Consider the following 15,578-nt stretch of genomic DNA (forward strand, 5'->3'; position numbering starts at 1 on the left):
CAAGCACGAAAAGTGCATCAGCTTTTACCCAGCCTCCTTGTAATGCCTGCACAAAAGCACGCTCACCTAAACAATGGCTATAGGGAGGATCGGCAAAAACTACATCAAATGGAAGCATTGTGCCAATATTGCCAAGTTTGGTAGCATCACGACGCAAGATGCGCCCAATTGACTGTAATTCAAGAGCTTCAAGATTTTTTTGTATCAGTCCACGCCCTTCAACAGAGTTCTCAACAAAAACAGCCGCTTTTGCCCCACGCGATAGAGCCTCTATACCCAAAGCACCAGTGCCAGCAAAAAGATCAAGAATGCGTTTGTTGGTCCAAAATTGTTGTTCTCGGCTTGCAAGAATATTGAAAAGGCTTTCACGCGTACGATCACTCGTTGGACGAATGGAATGCCCCGCAGGTGCAAACAAAACACGCCCAGCAAACTTACCGCCGACGACCCGCACGAGGTCCTCCAAATCGTTTCGCTGTTTTTTCATGACCGCTATGTGTTCTAGATTTCTTCACAGCTCCATCAAATGATTTAGCTCTTTGCCTATTCTCCAAAAGACGTTCATCATGGCTGACTTTCATAACCTTTCCTTCTTTCTTTAAAAAGCCATCCTTCTTGCTAGGAAAACGCGTCTTACCATAAGAAGTTTTGCCCTGTTTTTGATCAAAACCAACGTCCTTCTTTTTCCATAACTTTTCTTCTAACTGTTTTGCATTATCTCTATAGAAAGATCTCTTACCAGACACATCACTTTTATGAGCATGAGGAGTATCCTCACTGTGAAAAGATTTTCTACGTGCACTCTGAGGACGAGCACCAGGAGCCATCCAAACATTAGAACGGCGAGAACGAGGCAAAAAACGCTCTGTTTTTCCCTCCTCGCTCTTCTCTTTGCCCATAAATTTTTTATCTAGCTTTGTGGTCAATCGTGTTCGACCCCGTTCAGCAGAACCATCTCCCTGTCTGCGCCGTACATCTCCACCACTTGAAGAAATCCAACTATCACTTGCAACAGAAAGATCTTTATGACTTCGTTTTTCCGCAAAAACTGCGGCATTTGAAAAAGGCTTGAGAATAGGAGCATCAAAATCTGCATTGGCTTGCATAATTAAACGCTCCCCCAATTGATCCCGTAGCATCCGACCTTTTATCTCACGAACTGCTCCTTCTTCTAAGTCAGAGAGTTGAAATGGACCATAAGATACACGAATTAAACGATTAACCGATAATCCTAACGCGCCTAAAACATTCTTTATTTCACGATTTTTTCCTTCACGCAAAGCTACAGAAATCCAAATATTTGATCCTTGTTCACGTTCAAGCGACGCTTCAATTGAACCATAAAAAATACCATCAATCGCAATGCCATTTTTAAGATTATCAAGCGCACTCTGTTTCACTCTTCCATGAGCACGAACGCGATACTTTCGTACCCACCCCGTTAAAGGAAGCTCTAATACACGTGCTAAACCACCGTCATTGGTTAGCAACAAAAGCCCTTCTGTATTAATATCAAGTCTACCTACAGAAAGAACACGAGGCATTTCTTTCGGCAAATTGCTAAATACTGTCGGCCTCTCTTCAGGATCACGGTGTGTCGTGACAAGCCCTGCCGGCTTGTGGTAAAGCCATAACCGCGTTCTTTCCATAGGAGGTAAAGGCTTGCCATCAACTTTAATAACATCAGAGCGCGTAACATTCAAAGCAGGCGTCGTCACAACTGTACCATTGACAACAATACGACCTGCAAGAATCATCATTTCTGCATCACGACGCGATGCAACACCAGCACGTGCTAATCTCTTAGCAATCCGCTCACTCTCACTGTTTTCATTCATTTGCTTTTCACACCAATCTCTTCTAATACGTTCAGCAAATTATCCACACGCACCATACTGCTTATCCTGAAAAAGGGGAGTAACATAATCGTTTATCACTTTCTATCCTTTAGCTGCATAATCTACCCATTTACTTGCAAGTTGGTTTTAAACAGTTTTAAAAGCAATCATATCCCCTTCGTTAAAAAGGTAAGAGCTCACTTACTTCACAACACGCCTCTCTATGAATATGAAGATACCTTTTGGCTCTCTACACTTGAAATGGAAAGAACAGTATGAGTTTGACACCCATGGAAATAGCCCTGTTAGAAGCACAATGGGCAGCAAAAAAAGATGAAGTTCCTGTAGGTGCTGTCATCACCCGCGGCAAAGTCATTATTGCACGCTCTGGAAACTCCATAAAAGCCGCATGTGATCCTACAGGACACGCAGAAATCCGCGTTATCCGTATGGCTTGCGAAGCATTCAAAAGCGAAAGACTTCCTGATTGTGACCTTTATGTAACGCTTGAACCTTGTGCGATGTGTGCTGCAGCCATTTCATTTGCACGCATAAGACGTCTCTATTATGCAACCAGTGATCCAAAAGGAGGTGCTATTGAACATGGAGCACGTCTTTATCAGCAACCAACTTGCCATCACAGTCCTGAGGTCTATTCTGGTTTCAAAGAAAAAGAAGCCGCGCAATTGCTTAAAGGTTTTTTTGCTCAAAAGCGGCGTCAAAAATGATTCCTTTTCTTAATCTATAACACTGATCTTTAACAAAATGAGTTCTCTTTTAAAAGGTTACCGGATCTTGTTATCGGATCGCATTTTCTAAGCGCTTTTTCTTTCACGCCCTTTTAAAGCTTCATTTTTTACCCTTTTGACCAATAGGCGCAAGCTTTGCCGGTTGACGATAACTTAAAGGAGGCTCAGTGAGATATCGACGATACTGTGCACTTCCAATTTGTGCTCTTTTACGACGCAAATACTCATGTCGTTGCTTGGCATTCAGCTGTGAAACACTGTTTGAATCATCAATATCACCATTCATTGAGGATACTTTTGGGGGAAGAACAGAAACTCTCTTACCACCAATATGTTGATTCAATGTTGCTTTTCCATTGAAAGAGCTCTCTTGTGCTACATCTTGCTGCGGTAGCGGTAAAATTCCAAGCGCACTAGAGTTTGGTATAACGAGCTTTGGACGAAGTTTCATAACAAGCTGGCTCTTGTTGTTTGTTGGTGTTAACGAGGTAATATTTGCAACATCTTCAAAAAATTGTAAAGAAGCTGCCTTACCTGTACCATAGGTGGGAGCAGAGCATCCCGTTAAGATAAGGTACACACCCAAAATGCTTATTGAAAATATTTTTACTTCACGTTTTTTCACTGCTTATCCATTTTTTAAGTATATGGTTGATAGATATTTTGCCCGATTTATTGGAGATCAATCCCACACACAAACTCACCCCCCAAAGATAAAACAACGGGCTCTTTCACTACCATAAAATGTCATCGGCATCAATCATAGAATTCAAACGGCAGTATCGCTGTTTTTCAGCTTGCATTTTTTCCCTTTAATCGAAAGTTTTTTAAATCTTTCCAAGCAGCTGTAATTCCCGTAAAGCAGCAGCATCACGAGCAGAGACATCAGGATAAGCTGGATCACTTCCAACATCTTGTGTATATCTCCATGACCGCGCACATTTTGTACCCAAAGCCTTCCCTGGATATACACCAACGCCTTCAACATCACTGAGAATAAAAGCATCCGAAGGTGGAACATCCGGAGTAATTGTTAGAGCACTGGTGATACAAATTTCCGCCATATCCAAATTTTCTAACGCCTCCCTTAAAATAGGATTAGAAATAAAAACAACAGGCGCTGCTTCTAAAGATGATCCAATACGCTTATTAGCGCGTTCAAGCTCTAAAGCACCCGTCACAACTTTACGAACCTGACGGACCTTTTTCCAACGTTCAGCCAAAGATTCGTCATGCCACTCCCCTGGTACAGGGCGAAACTGCTCCAAATGCACAGATTGACTTTCTGGGTAACGTTCTAACCACGCTTCTTCCATGGTAAAAGGCAACATGGGAGCGAGCCATATGACCATTCTCTCAAAAATTTCACGAATAACTTGTAAAGAAGCCTTACGTTTTTTTGATGAAGGCGCATCACAATAAAGAGAATCTTTGCGAATATCAAAATAAAATGCTGATAATTCAGTAATGGAAAAATCTAATAATGCCCGCATAATCTTTTTAAAATCAAAATCATCATAAGCTTGATTAATCAACTGATCGAGTTCAAAAAGTCGATGCAAGATCAATTTTTCCAGATCTGGCAATGCGCAATAAGATATTTTTTCTCCTTCATCATGTGCTAAAGTTCCAAGCATCCAACGAATTGCATTCCGTAATTTACGATAGGAGTCGACATTTGTCTGCAGAATTTGTTTGCCCAAGCGCTGATCTTCCCAATAATCGGTTGTCATAACCCAAAGGCGAAAAATATCGGCGCCAAATTTTTTAATAACTTCTTGCGGAACAACTGTATTTCCCAAAGATTTAGACATTTTCTTGCCATTTTCATCCAAAGTAAAACCGTGTGTGACCACCGTTTTATAAGGGGAACAAGCCCGGGTACCACAACTTTCCAAAAGAGAAGACTGGAACCATCCGCGATGCTGATCAGACCCTTCAAAATAAACATCAGCAGGCCATTTTAAATCATCTTGATCCTCTAATACAAAACTATGGCTCGCTCCAGAATCAAACCAAACATCAAGAATATCAAGGACCTGAACCCAATCCTCATGCGTACGTTCACCTAAAAAACGTTCACGTGCTCCTTCAGCAAACCATGCATCCGCCCCTTCTACTTCAAAAGCCCGCAAAATACGCTCATTCACACGCTCATCTTTAAGAATAGCGCCATCCTCATTAGCAAAAATACAAATCGGAACCCCCCAAGCACGCTGGCGAGAAAGGACCCAATCAGGGCGATCTGCTATCATAGAAGCTAAACGATTTTGGCCAGAAGAAGGCACAAAACGCGTCATCGAAACAGCTTTTAAAGCCCGACTGCGTAACGTTGAACCATCTCCAAGATCTTTATCCATTGCGACAAACCATTGGGGTGTATTACGGAAAATAACTGGTTTCTTCGAACGCCAACTATGAGGGTAAGAATGTTTTAAACGACCCCGTGCAAACAACCGGTCCGCTTGTATTAAAGCGTTAATAACCTCTTTATTGGCATTACCCATTTTTCCATTATCATCAATAACACGTACAGCACCCCCCTCACGATCCGGTCCAAAACCAGGAGCATCCTTCGTATAAAAGCCAGCATCATCAACAGGAAACGGTATAGATGAATCAATACCAGCCTGCTCCAATAGTGGCTTATAAATATTCCAAATTTCAAAATCCTCACTTCCATGGCTGGGCGCTGTATGAACGAACCCCGTACCAGCACTTTCTGTTACATGTGAACCATCAAGCATTGCAATTTTATTATTGTAACCTCCAGCTAATCCTTTGAGTGGATGAGAAAGAACAAGAGTTTTCAGCTCTTCAGCAGAAATAACACGCGAGCGCTTCAAAACAAGTTTTGCCTTTTCTGCACAACTCATAACCAGAGCATCAGCAAAGAGAAGTTTTTCTCCAACTTGAGGACCAAAATCATTTTCCGCACTCTTGACTTCGTAAACACTGTAAGAAATCTGAGAAGAATAACTCACCGCACGATTGGCTGGAATTGTCCAAGGAGTGGTTGTCCAAATCACAACATAAGCATCATATAAATCCTTAGAATCCGATTGAAGAATAGGAAACTTCACCCAGATAGCATCTGATTCATGATCATGATATTCAATCTCTGCCTCAGCCAAAGCCGTACGCTCCACAACAGACCACATGACAGGCTTTGAGCCACGATAAATCTGATCTGATAGAGCAAATTTCATCAATTCACTGGCGATGCGTGCCTCTGCACGAAAAGCCATGGTCGTGTAAGGACGGTTAAAATCCCCAACAACACCAAGGCGTTTAAATTCTTCACTTTGAACAGTTACCCAACGTTGTGCAAATTCACGACATTCTTGACGAAATTCGTTAAGAGGGACATCGTCCTTATTTTTCCCTTGCGCACGATATTTTTCTTCAATCTTCCATTCAATCGGAAGCCCATGGCAATCCCAACCCGGTACATAATTTGCATTAAAACCACGCATCTGAAATGAACGGACAACCACATCCTTTAAAACTTTGTTTAAAGCATGCCCTATATGGATATGGCCATTTGCATAAGGTGGCCCATCATGAAGAGTATAAAGCGGGCGATCTTTTGCTTGTTGGCGCAATTGGTTATAAAGTCCCTTCTTTTCCCATCGGGCCATCAGTTCAAGTTCTTTTTGTGGCAAACCCGCACGCATCGGAAAATTTGTTTGTGGGAGATAAAGAGTTTTCGAATAATCTACCGTTTCATTTTTCACCGTCATCGTGAAATATTCCTGTCTACTTTTACGATCTCACTTTTGCATAACTTCCCTGAACCCTGCAACTCTGGTTTTTTATCTATGAGGAAAGCCGAGCTAATCATTCGTATTAGGCAGCGATCAAGAAGATATATCATCACATTTTACGGGCTTTATCATGAAACTATCAAGAAAGGAAACCCCAAAATGATCCTCTTAAAAAAACAAAGGCTCTACCACTGGCAGAGCCTCTTAAAAATTTGATTTTACAACAAATTAGAACTTGTAAGCGACACCAACACGGAAATCATTGGTTTTATAGTTAATTTCAAGTTTTTCCTTTGCAAATTTCTTTTTACCAAAGTCGGAATAACGGTATTCGGCACGAAGCAAAACATTATCGGTCATTGCAAAGTCAACACCACCACCAAGAGTATAACCAATCATTGTCTTTTTTTCATCTGTTAAGGTCTTAGAAGGACCAACTCTCTCACCGTCTTTTTTAAACGATATTGATACAGTATCTTCAAGCTGCGTATAAGCAATACCACCAGCAACATAAGGCATAAAGCGATTAACAGCAAAACCGATACGCACCCGTGTTGCACCAGCCCAATTCTGCTTTAAAGTATGACTTAAAGTTTCAATACCACCCTCTTGATCGAGACCAAGATTAGAGATCTCCTTCTTCACTTGCTCTATACCATATAAATCACTAGCGCTGTTCTCCGCAGTTTTTTGAGCACCGTGTCCAGCCATATTCTGTGCACCATGAGGACTAGAAGCGTGCGGATTAATAGCAGTACCATGTGGATTAACGCCCATATTATGCGGATTAGCTGTATTTCCAGAACCATGATGTGCACTATGCCCACCATATCCACCAGAGTGACTGTGTCCATGAGAACTTGCACTAGCCGCTGACCTTGCTGGTGCGGCGGCGGCTTTTGCTGGTGTTGATGCTGCTGGTGTTGATGCTGCTGGTGTTGATGCTGCTGGTGTTGATGCTGCTGGTGTTGATGCTGTTGTCGTTGTTGCTGCTGGCTTTGTTGCTGCTGGCTTTGGTGTTGATTCTGTTGCTTTTACTTCTACTTCTGCTGCTCTGCGAGATCTTGATACTAAATTGTCTACTGCAGCATTATCAGAGGCACCTATGGTAATTGTCTTTGTGTGCTTCTGACCAGATAAAGTTAAATCTGTATCGATACTAAAAATGAAGTCATCGCCAAGATCAATATTAGCACCTGCGTAAACACCACCTTCAAAACCAGAAAGTTTAGGTGATAGATCTTTACCCAATGGTACAGTTTTATCCTTACCAACAATACTCATATCAGCTTTACTCGAAAAACCACCAGCTTGGACACCGGCATAAAAACCCGTCCACGTAAAATTAGGAGCTTTAATAACTGGCGAAGAAGCTGATACTGATTGACGGGGAATTCCCACATCAGCTGCTTGGGCTGTAGAGGCTGAAATCAAAGCAAAAATAGATACTGTTATTAAACGTTTCGTATTCATAAAATATCTCCAAATATCCAAAACGTTTTATATATAGAGAGACAACTTTAAAATATCTGTAGTAAAAATGTCACAGTCACAAAAAAATAGAGGATTTGTTAAAAACAGAGCTTATTATAGTTTTACATTTAATCATGATTTATAAGTAGAACCAATGTGCAAAGTCGTATTATCAATCGCTGCAAAATCAACTCCTCCATTAAGGAATATAGCTAACCATCCTCTTTCTCTTATGAGATAAGGTAATATTGACAACTGCTGTAGATTTATTTGCTAAATTATTTCTATTGAAATCAAATAGATACCTTACAGCTACGTATAGGTAATATCATCAGCTAATATAAGGCTTCATACAATCAGCAGCTATAAATCCAATAAGTAGTTCATGTAACGTTAGATTATTCTCTTTAAAAAATCTATCATAAAAGTAACAGAGTTATAAAAATAAAGTTTCCGTCAAAAATGGAACCTCTTTATAATTTAGATATGTGTTAACTGACACTCAATGAGAATTTGTAAGCGACACCGATATGGAAATTATTGGTTTTGTAAATAACTTCTTTACCATCCTTATCGAATTTCTTTTTACCAAAACCTGAGTAATGATATTCCGCACGGAATAGAATATTATCCGTCATCGCAAAATCAATACCACCGATATAACCAACGAATATCTTTATTTTATCAAACATATTACCAGAGATTGTTTTACCTGATTTATTTTCACTGATTTTTTTGTTCCTGAAATCCAATCAATGCACTGCATCTGTGAATAGGCAACACCACCAGTAACATAAGGCATAATGCGATTAACGACTGCAAAACGGATACGTACGCGCGATTAGCACCGGATCATTTTTCTTATTAAAGTAAAACCATACATTCTCGTATCATCCGCTACAAATTTTTCTGTCTCATCTCGTTTAACGCCGGCATCTTTAAGATCTTTATTAAGTTCTAAAACATCATCAGCATCAAGAATCTTTGAAACAAAGCTTTTTTGTCTTCACTGTTAGCTCAAACAGAATCAATTTCAATGCCTAGAATCAGACAGTTTCCAAGACCTATATTAGAACCTGCATAAATACCTTTCATGAAACCTGAAAGCTTAGGTACCACATTTTTGTTGAAAAGTCTCTTTTTTGTGTCCGAATCCGTTATCTGAACTTTACTTAAAAACTACCAATCTGACCCTACGTAGAAACCTGTCCAAGAAAAGGTCGGAGCAATAATAACTGACGCACCTTTATCAAGAACGACAACATCAGAAGGCCTATGCTTCAGAAGCTGAAATCAAAGTGATGACAGAGGTTGTTATAAAGGCTTTATATTCATAAATTTTGCTCTTTTTTTCTGTGCGTAATTTTACATGCCAATACAAAAAAATGTAGTAAAAATAATACAATGATAAAAAATTAAAAATAGAGCTTGTCAAGCATTCCGTTTGGCATAAGAGCTTGTAAATTAGATTTATATAAATCCATTGATATCAATATTAAATTATTATTTGTTATTTATGATTTTTATCCAAATTAATATTTAATAATATCTTGCAATAATAAAATAATATTTAATTATGTGACAATATAACAACAAAAAAACAGAAGCCCCGCATTTAACGGAGCTTCTTAATAATTTTATTTTATACGAATAATTTCGTTTTTAAGAAATTAGAATTTGTAAGCAACACCAACACGGAAGTCATTGGTTTTGTAGTTAAATTCTACTCCATCCTTAACGAATTGCTTTTTACCGAAATCGGAGTAACGATATTCCGCACGCAACAGAACATTATCGGTCATAGCAAAATCAACACCACCGCCAACGGTAAAACCAACGAACGTCTTTGTTTTATCAGTTTCCTTTTTATCTGATCCCGAAACAGTAACAATACCTTGCATTTGTGCATAAGCAATACCACCAGCAATATAAGGCATAATACGATCAGCAGCAGCAAAACCAATACGTACTCGCGTAGCACCAGACCATTTTTCTTTCAAAGTAAAACTGTGCTTAGGCGCACCATCCCCTACTGCTATTGTAGCAATGCTGAAAGACTTCTGGCTTCCAGTATCTGTGCCTTGGGCTTGGCTTCCAGTATCTGTGCCTTGGGCTTGGCTTCCAGCATCTGTGCCTTGGGTTTGGCCTCCAGAACCTCCACCTTGGGTTTGGCCTCCAGAACCTCCACCTTGGTTCCCGCTTTCATTCAAGACACTGATCACTTTTGTTTCTCCCCGATCAGCCCAAACTGCATCGGTTTCAACACCTAGAATTAGACCACTTCCAAGATCTATGTTGGAACCTGCATAAATACCCCCCATAAAACCAGAAGGCTGAGGTGTCTCATCTTTGCTGAAAAGTTTATTTTTTGTCTCAGGATCAGTTATCTTAACTTTACTCGAAAAATTTCCGACTTGACCACCAATATAGAAACCTGTCCAAGAAAAAGTAGGGGCAACAATAGCCGCTGGCGCTACTTCATGAGGAACAACAACATCAGCAGCCTGTGCCGCAGAAGCTGAAATCAAAGCGATAACAGAAGTCGTCATTAAAGATTTTATATTCATAACATTTTGCTCCTAATTCATTTATAGGGCAATGTTAAACACTTACACAAAGAAAATCTGTAGTAAAAATAACACAGTTATACAAAATAGAGGCTCCCTTCGTAACGGAGCCTCTTAGCAATTTCGTTTCATACGAAAACTTGTAAGTTATACACATATATAATATATTGATATTAAAGATAAATTACTGTCTAATTCTCACGAATTTCTCTTAAAAAAAATCAACGCGCAATGCTTTTTCTCCTGCGGAATAACATGTGTATTGTGATAATAAAACAACAAAAAGGCTAAAGATGCTATACTAAAAAACCTCTTAGTAATTTAACTTATGATATATTAAAATTTATAAGCAACACCAACGCGGAAATCATTGGTTTTGTAAGAAGTTTCATATTTATCGTTTGAGAATTTCTTTTTACCAAAATCGGAGTAACGATATTCTGCCCGAACGATGACATTATTGGTCATTGCCAAATCAACGCCAGCACCAAGGGTGTAACCAACAAATGCCTTTGTTTCATCAGAGAGGTTACCAGAAACTATCACTTTGCCTGTCTCTTTTTTTGTTATTGATACCGATGCAATATCTTGAAGCTGTGTATAAGCAATACCACCAGCAACATAAGGCATGATACGTTCAGCTGCAAAACCAATCCGTACACGTGTAGCACCAGCCCATTTTTCTTTAAAAGTGAAACTGCTTGCACGTTTGTCACCAGCTTGGAGGTCATTTTCACCAACGGTAATTCCTGCTTCTTTTAGAATCTTCTTAATATATGGTATATGCCCTTCAGCAATATCGTATACTTTCCCAGTTTTGGTATCATTTTTATCAGTCCAAATGATATCTGTATCAACACCTAAAATCAGCCCATTGCCAAGGTCAATATTAGAACCCGCATAAAGCCCGCCCATAAAACCGGATAGCTTAGGCAAAAAGTCATCACTCACTGGAACAGTTTTTCCTTTACTAAGGATATCCATCTTCGTTTTACTAGAAAAACCACCAATCTGACCACCAATGTAAAAACCTGTCCAAGAAAAAGTTGGAGCAACAATAACTGGTGCAACGGGTGTAGGGCTAGGGGGAATAACAACATCTGCCGCTTGGGCCACTGAAACAAAAGTAAAAGCAGAAGCTGTTATCAACCATTTCATATTCATAATTTTTTCTCCATAGCTGAATATTTGAACACCCAATTTCATATAGAGCTACAACTATAGATATCTGTAGTAAAAATGATACACTTATAAAAAAACAATCCTCGTACTCCTCTCTCAAAGTCGTTTCATTGTAATAAGTGAGGATCTTGTAAACTATAGCAAAGCAGAAATGATTATCCTCCTGTCAAATTTTATGCTGTTCTTCGTGTTTCACAAAATTTGAACGCCTCAACAAAAATGCTCTCGCGCATTTCAAAATATTTCCATCATCTCACACCCCCCCCTCTTAAAGGCTACATTTCTAAGCCCAAACAACACCACAAACGATATAAAACACCATGCAAACTCTCTATAAACTCCTCGATCCCGATTTTTAGCAAACGCCCATCCCAAATGGATCTCTGTAGGAATCTGTCATCTTTGAAGTAAAAATTTATTGTTTATTTTGCTGATTAGACTTTTTCTAAAGAAACTTTTTCAGAGCGAGTAGGCAATTTACGCAATCTTGTATAAAGCTTGCTCTCTGTCTCTCTCTTTAGATAAGCTTTTAACTATTTATCCGTAAGCATCTCCCTTCTGAAATCGGAAAAAGGAGATATAAACTGCCAACTCTTTAGAAAAAAGTTCACTAAAGCACTTGCACCTAACTTCTTTTAAAGAACCAGCAATTTCGCAAAAAACACCCACCGCTGACTTATGAAAAAAGAAGTTATTCAAATTTCTGTGATCAATATAATGAAATTGGAAATCAAGATTAAAAACTCATTTAAAATAGGATCTTATATATTTTCAAATTATCACTCTGCCAAACTTCACAGTTATAATTCTCAAAGAGTGGGTGGATACAAATTCGCATCTCCATCACTGTTTCATTTGTAAGGTGCAAGTTACTGAGATCAAGCCACCCACACCTTACATGAGCGATAGCTTCAACTCCTGCAACACCTAGACAAAAGCCAAAAGCGCAAATAAGCAAATGTACAAAACTAACTCTCAGCTTGCAAAAACATCCCGATTCTCTAAACATCAACACTGAACACGAGTAAAATCACACCTCCTGATACTCTTGCTTTGCTTACTAAAAACTCATCCCGCTTCTCGAAGACAGACTTGGCCTTCCTCCTCCTCGCCCTCTCCCACCTCTTGAACCTCTTCTTTGATTCGAAGAGGCTACAGTTACCAACTCAACCGCTTTCTCTTGGTTATTATCAAGACAAGCAAATTCCGCTTGCGAAATTCCACCCAAAGATTTGTTCCTATGTGCATCAGCAAGAAAACTTTTAGAAGAAGAAACTCCGTCTAACAACTTTTGAGTAACCACAAGACCTACCGTAGCTGCTTGAGCTACAGAAATTGAAAAAAAAGTAGCAGAAGCTGTAATAAAATATCTCAAATTCATCATTCTATCTCCATTATAATATCCATAATGTATTTTAATTAGTGCCCCTACTTCAAATTTCCATAGAAAAAATGATATGCTTATAAATAAAAATATATATTCATTAAAAAACAGAGACTTATAGCAGTTTAATTTTAAAATAAATGGAATTTTTTTAAGTTATTTTAACGCAGAAATCACTTTTTTAACCAATAAAAACACACTGCATCATCAATTATAAAATACTAAATAGATATTTATTAAAACATTTTGAACAAAAATATTTTTCCCCCGTATGCCTTTCAATACGATTTTAAAAGCATTCCTAGGAGAAAAGCCTATGTAACATTATTATTGACATTTTCTGCACGCTCTAAAACTGCCTATTTCTTTTTTTTAAAACAAAAATCATGACAAACACAATAAAAGCGCCTTTATGAAGAGGCGCTTTTATTGTGTAATAATGAAAGAGTACTCACTCCATAAGAATAGGTTCATAAGCGCAATCATCAAAACAGATAAGAAAACCGAAAAAGCAAACGTACATTTCTCCATAGCAATTTGCTTTTTAGATCACTCTATTTCGAGTTTGAAAACAAGTTTTTAAATTCAGCTATGCGCAAAAATATCAACCTCCGACCATCCTAAAAGATCGAGATTCGCTCTCATGGGCAAAAATTGAAAACATGCCTTTGCAATATTTTCGCGCTCTTCACGCTTTAAGCGTTCTTCAAATATATCCTTTAAACGGTGCAAATATAAAACATCTGATGCAGCATATTCAACTTGTGCACGTGATAAAGTTTCTGCTGCCCAATCCGAAGACTGTTGCTGTTTAGAAATATTCACATTCAATAGTTCACCACAAATTTCCTTTAACCCATGACGATCCGTATAAGTACGCGTGAGTTTTGAAGCAATCTTTGTACAGAAAACGACATCTGGCATAACACCAAATGTATGCGCTAAAATAGCAAGATCAAAACGCCCAAAGTGGAATATTTTAGTAATCGCCCTATCTGAAAGCAATTTCACCAAATTGGGAGCACTCTTCTGTCCTTTAGCAATCTGTATAATATCAGCAGTACCATCCCCAGAAGAAAGCTGAACAACACACAAACGATCACGGTACGGTTGTAATCCCAAAGTTTCAGTATCCACTGCAACAGCATCAATTTTATAATTGTCTAAATTTGGTAAATCACCTTGATGAACACGGATTTCCGTCATCTATCCTCCTTTTTTGCTAAAGTGGCAAGAATACGTGCCCAAGACCGCTGCCCCTTATGAAACGATTTTAAATTATATTTTTCATTAGGTGAATGAATGCGATCATCAGCTAGTGCAAAACCAACCAAAACAGTTTCCATACCAAGAACTGACTGAAAATCTGCAACAATTGGAATCGAGCCACCCATGGCTGTCAATACAGTAGGAATTTCCCACTCTTGTGATAAAGCATCCTTTGCCGCCTTGATAAAAGATGAATCATGGAAAAGCTGAAGTGCTGGAGAAGAACCGTGATTCTTAAATTCAACCTTACAATCAGCAGGAATCGCACTGCACACATAATCACGCAACGCTTGGCGTATTTTCTCTGGATCTTGCTTATGGACTAGACGACACGATACTTTTGCACTCGCTTGAGAAGCAATAACCGTTTTCATCCCTTTCCCTTCATAGCCCCCACTAATACCATTAATTTCCATGGTAGGACGTGCCCAGACAAGCTCTAAAATGCTCCGCCCTTTTTCACCAGCTGGAACGGAAAGACCTATAGGACCAAGAAAATTTTCAGCAGTACAATTAAGCGCATTCCATGATTGTAAAATATCTGAAGGTGTTTCCTCTACTCCATCATAAAAACCAGAAAGCGTCACCTTATTATTTTCGTCATGAAGTCCTGCCAAAACTTTAGTTAAAATACGAATGGGATTGGCAGCTACTCCCCCAAAATAACCAGAATGCAAATCACGATTTGCTGCTGTGATAATAATCTCTTCCGCCATAATTCCCCGAAGAGAAAGAGCTATAGAGGGCGTATCAGCATCCCACATAGATGTATCACAAACCAATGCGCAATCAGCCTTAAGTTCATCCTTATTTGCTTTTAAAAAAGGAACAAGAGAAGGAGACGCACATTCTTCCTCACCTTCACATAAAATAGTCACTTTAACAGGAAGTTGCCCTGTCTCTTTCTTAAATGCACGGCACGCTTCAATAAATGTCATCAACTGACCTTTGTCATCTGAAGCGCCACGTGCACAAATGACTTTCTCTCCCTCTCTCTCTTTTAAAGAAGGTGTAAATGGATCATCTTCCCATAAACTCAACGGATCAACAGGTTGAACGTCATAATGTCCGTAAAATAACACATGTAAACAATCATCTGAAGGTCCTGGATGATGCCCAACAACCATTGGATGACCAGGTGTATCGCGCCGTGAAGCCTCAAAGCCAATGCTTTTTAAATCCTCCACTAACCAATCAGCAGCTTTACGACACTCATCCTTATAAGCAGAGTCTGTAGAAATCGATTGAAAACGTAAAAGAGAAAAAAGGCGTTCAAGGCTTTTCTCTATATTCTCATCAAGATGTGTTAGCACTTTATTCAGCATAAAAAAAACCTCTCAAGCCTTGTA

11 protein-coding genes and 1 pseudogene are annotated in these 15,578 nt (G+C 39.1%); 1 reads left to right on the top strand and 11 read right to left on the bottom strand.

Going from position 1 to position 15,578, the window contains the following annotated elements; translation table 11 throughout:
* Together rsmD and BN200_RS01485 are read right to left on the bottom strand one after the other, a co-directional pair.
* Positions 1 to 454 (bottom strand): 16S rRNA (guanine(966)-N(2))-methyltransferase RsmD (rsmD, locus tag BN200_RS01480; protein ID WP_019220636.1); only part of this gene is annotated, 454 nt, incomplete at its 3' end.
* On the bottom strand, positions 435 to 1,838 hold the full coding sequence (locus tag BN200_RS01485; protein ID WP_019220637.1) for a pseudouridine synthase: 1,404 nt from the start codon (positions 1,836 to 1,838) through the stop codon (positions 435 to 437). The genes BN200_RS01485 and rsmD, both read right to left, overlap by 20 nt.
* A 275-nt stretch (positions 1,839 to 2,113) precedes the next feature.
* Here BN200_RS01485 and BN200_RS01490 point away from each other — a divergent pair, with 275 nt between their 5' ends.
* The gene (locus BN200_RS01490; protein WP_019220638.1) at positions 2,114 to 2,566 is read left to right on the top strand and encodes a nucleoside deaminase; all 453 of its coding nucleotides are present in this window, start codon (positions 2,114 to 2,116) and stop codon (positions 2,564 to 2,566) included.
* Between the two features lie 121 nt (positions 2,567 to 2,687).
* Here the strand turns inward: BN200_RS01490 and BN200_RS01495 are convergent, their stop codons facing one another.
* From BN200_RS01495 to BN200_RS01535, 9 genes and pseudogenes are all read right to left on the bottom strand, one after another.
* Positions 2,688 to 3,212, bottom strand: a complete 525-nt coding sequence (locus BN200_RS01495; protein WP_019220639.1) for a hypothetical protein — start codon at positions 3,210 to 3,212, stop codon at positions 2,688 to 2,690.
* Positions 3,213 to 3,414: 202 nt separating this feature from the next.
* Positions 3,415 to 6,330: an isoleucine--tRNA ligase gene (gene ileS / locus BN200_RS01500; protein WP_019220640.1), complete on the bottom strand. Its 2,916-nt coding sequence runs from the start codon at positions 6,328 to 6,330 to the stop codon at positions 3,415 to 3,417.
* Positions 6,331 to 6,582: 252 nt separating this feature from the next.
* Positions 6,583 to 7,827, bottom strand: a complete 1,245-nt coding sequence (locus BN200_RS01505) for an outer membrane protein (protein ID WP_019220641.1) — start codon at positions 7,825 to 7,827, stop codon at positions 6,583 to 6,585.
* Between the two features lie 491 nt (positions 7,828 to 8,318).
* Positions 8,319 to 9,166, bottom strand: a pseudogene (locus tag BN200_RS10040) (outer membrane beta-barrel protein).
* Between the two features lie 331 nt (positions 9,167 to 9,497).
* Entirely contained in the window at positions 9,498 to 10,394 is an 897-nt protein-coding gene (locus BN200_RS01515; RefSeq protein WP_019220644.1) for a porin, read from the bottom strand.
* A gap of 336 nt (positions 10,395 to 10,730) precedes the next feature.
* Complete coding sequence (locus tag BN200_RS01520; protein WP_019220645.1) at positions 10,731 to 11,558, bottom strand: outer membrane protein; 828 nt, start codon at positions 11,556 to 11,558, stop codon at positions 10,731 to 10,733.
* Positions 11,559 to 12,636: 1,078 nt separating this feature from the next.
* Positions 12,637 to 12,960: a hypothetical protein gene (locus tag BN200_RS01525; RefSeq protein ID WP_341871738.1), complete on the bottom strand. Its 324-nt coding sequence runs from the start codon at positions 12,958 to 12,960 to the stop codon at positions 12,637 to 12,639.
* Between the two features lie 585 nt (positions 12,961 to 13,545).
* Positions 13,546 to 14,166 carry a ribonuclease D gene (locus tag BN200_RS01530; RefSeq protein ID WP_019220647.1) on the bottom strand — a complete coding sequence of 207 codons (621 nt, stop codon included), beginning with the start codon at positions 14,164 to 14,166 and terminating at the stop codon, positions 13,546 to 13,548.
* Complete coding sequence (locus tag BN200_RS01535; RefSeq protein ID WP_019220648.1) at positions 14,163 to 15,554, bottom strand: M20/M25/M40 family metallo-hydrolase; 1,392 nt, start codon at positions 15,552 to 15,554, stop codon at positions 14,163 to 14,165. Before BN200_RS01535 ends, BN200_RS01530 begins: the two co-directional genes overlap by 4 nt.
* Positions 15,555 to 15,578 lie beyond the last annotated feature (24 nt).

The sequence above is a fragment of the Bartonella senegalensis OS02 genome (genome assembly GCF_000312545.1).
Taxonomy (GTDB): Bacteria; Pseudomonadota; Alphaproteobacteria; order Rhizobiales; family Rhizobiaceae; genus Bartonella; species Bartonella senegalensis.

Bases quoted from the DNA above. Each gene is read 5' to 3' on its own strand.
- BN200_RS01485 (WP_019220637.1), bottom strand. From the start codon at position 1,838: ATGAATGAAAACAGTGAGAGTGAGCGGATTGCTAAGAGATTAGCACGT.
- BN200_RS01490 (WP_019220638.1), top strand. From the start codon at position 2,114: ATGAGTTTGACACCCATGGAAATAGCCCTGTTAGAAGCACAATGGGCA.
- ileS (WP_019220640.1), bottom strand. From the start codon at position 6,330: ATGACGGTGAAAAATGAAACGGTAGATTATTCGAAAACTCTTTATCTC.
- BN200_RS01505 (WP_019220641.1), bottom strand. From the start codon at position 7,827: ATGAATACGAAACGTTTAATAACAGTATCTATTTTTGCTTTGATTTCA.
- BN200_RS01515 (WP_019220644.1), bottom strand. From the start codon at position 10,394: ATGAATATAAAATCTTTAATGACGACTTCTGTTATCGCTTTGATTTCA.
- BN200_RS01520 (WP_019220645.1), bottom strand. From the start codon at position 11,558: ATGAATATGAAATGGTTGATAACAGCTTCTGCTTTTACTTTTGTTTCA.
- BN200_RS01525 (WP_341871738.1), bottom strand. From the start codon at position 12,960: ATGATGAATTTGAGATATTTTATTACAGCTTCTGCTACTTTTTTTTCA.
- BN200_RS01530 (WP_019220647.1), bottom strand. From the start codon at position 14,166: ATGACGGAAATCCGTGTTCATCAAGGTGATTTACCAAATTTAGACAAT.
- BN200_RS01535 (WP_019220648.1), bottom strand. From the start codon at position 15,554: ATGCTGAATAAAGTGCTAACACATCTTGATGAGAATATAGAGAAAAGC.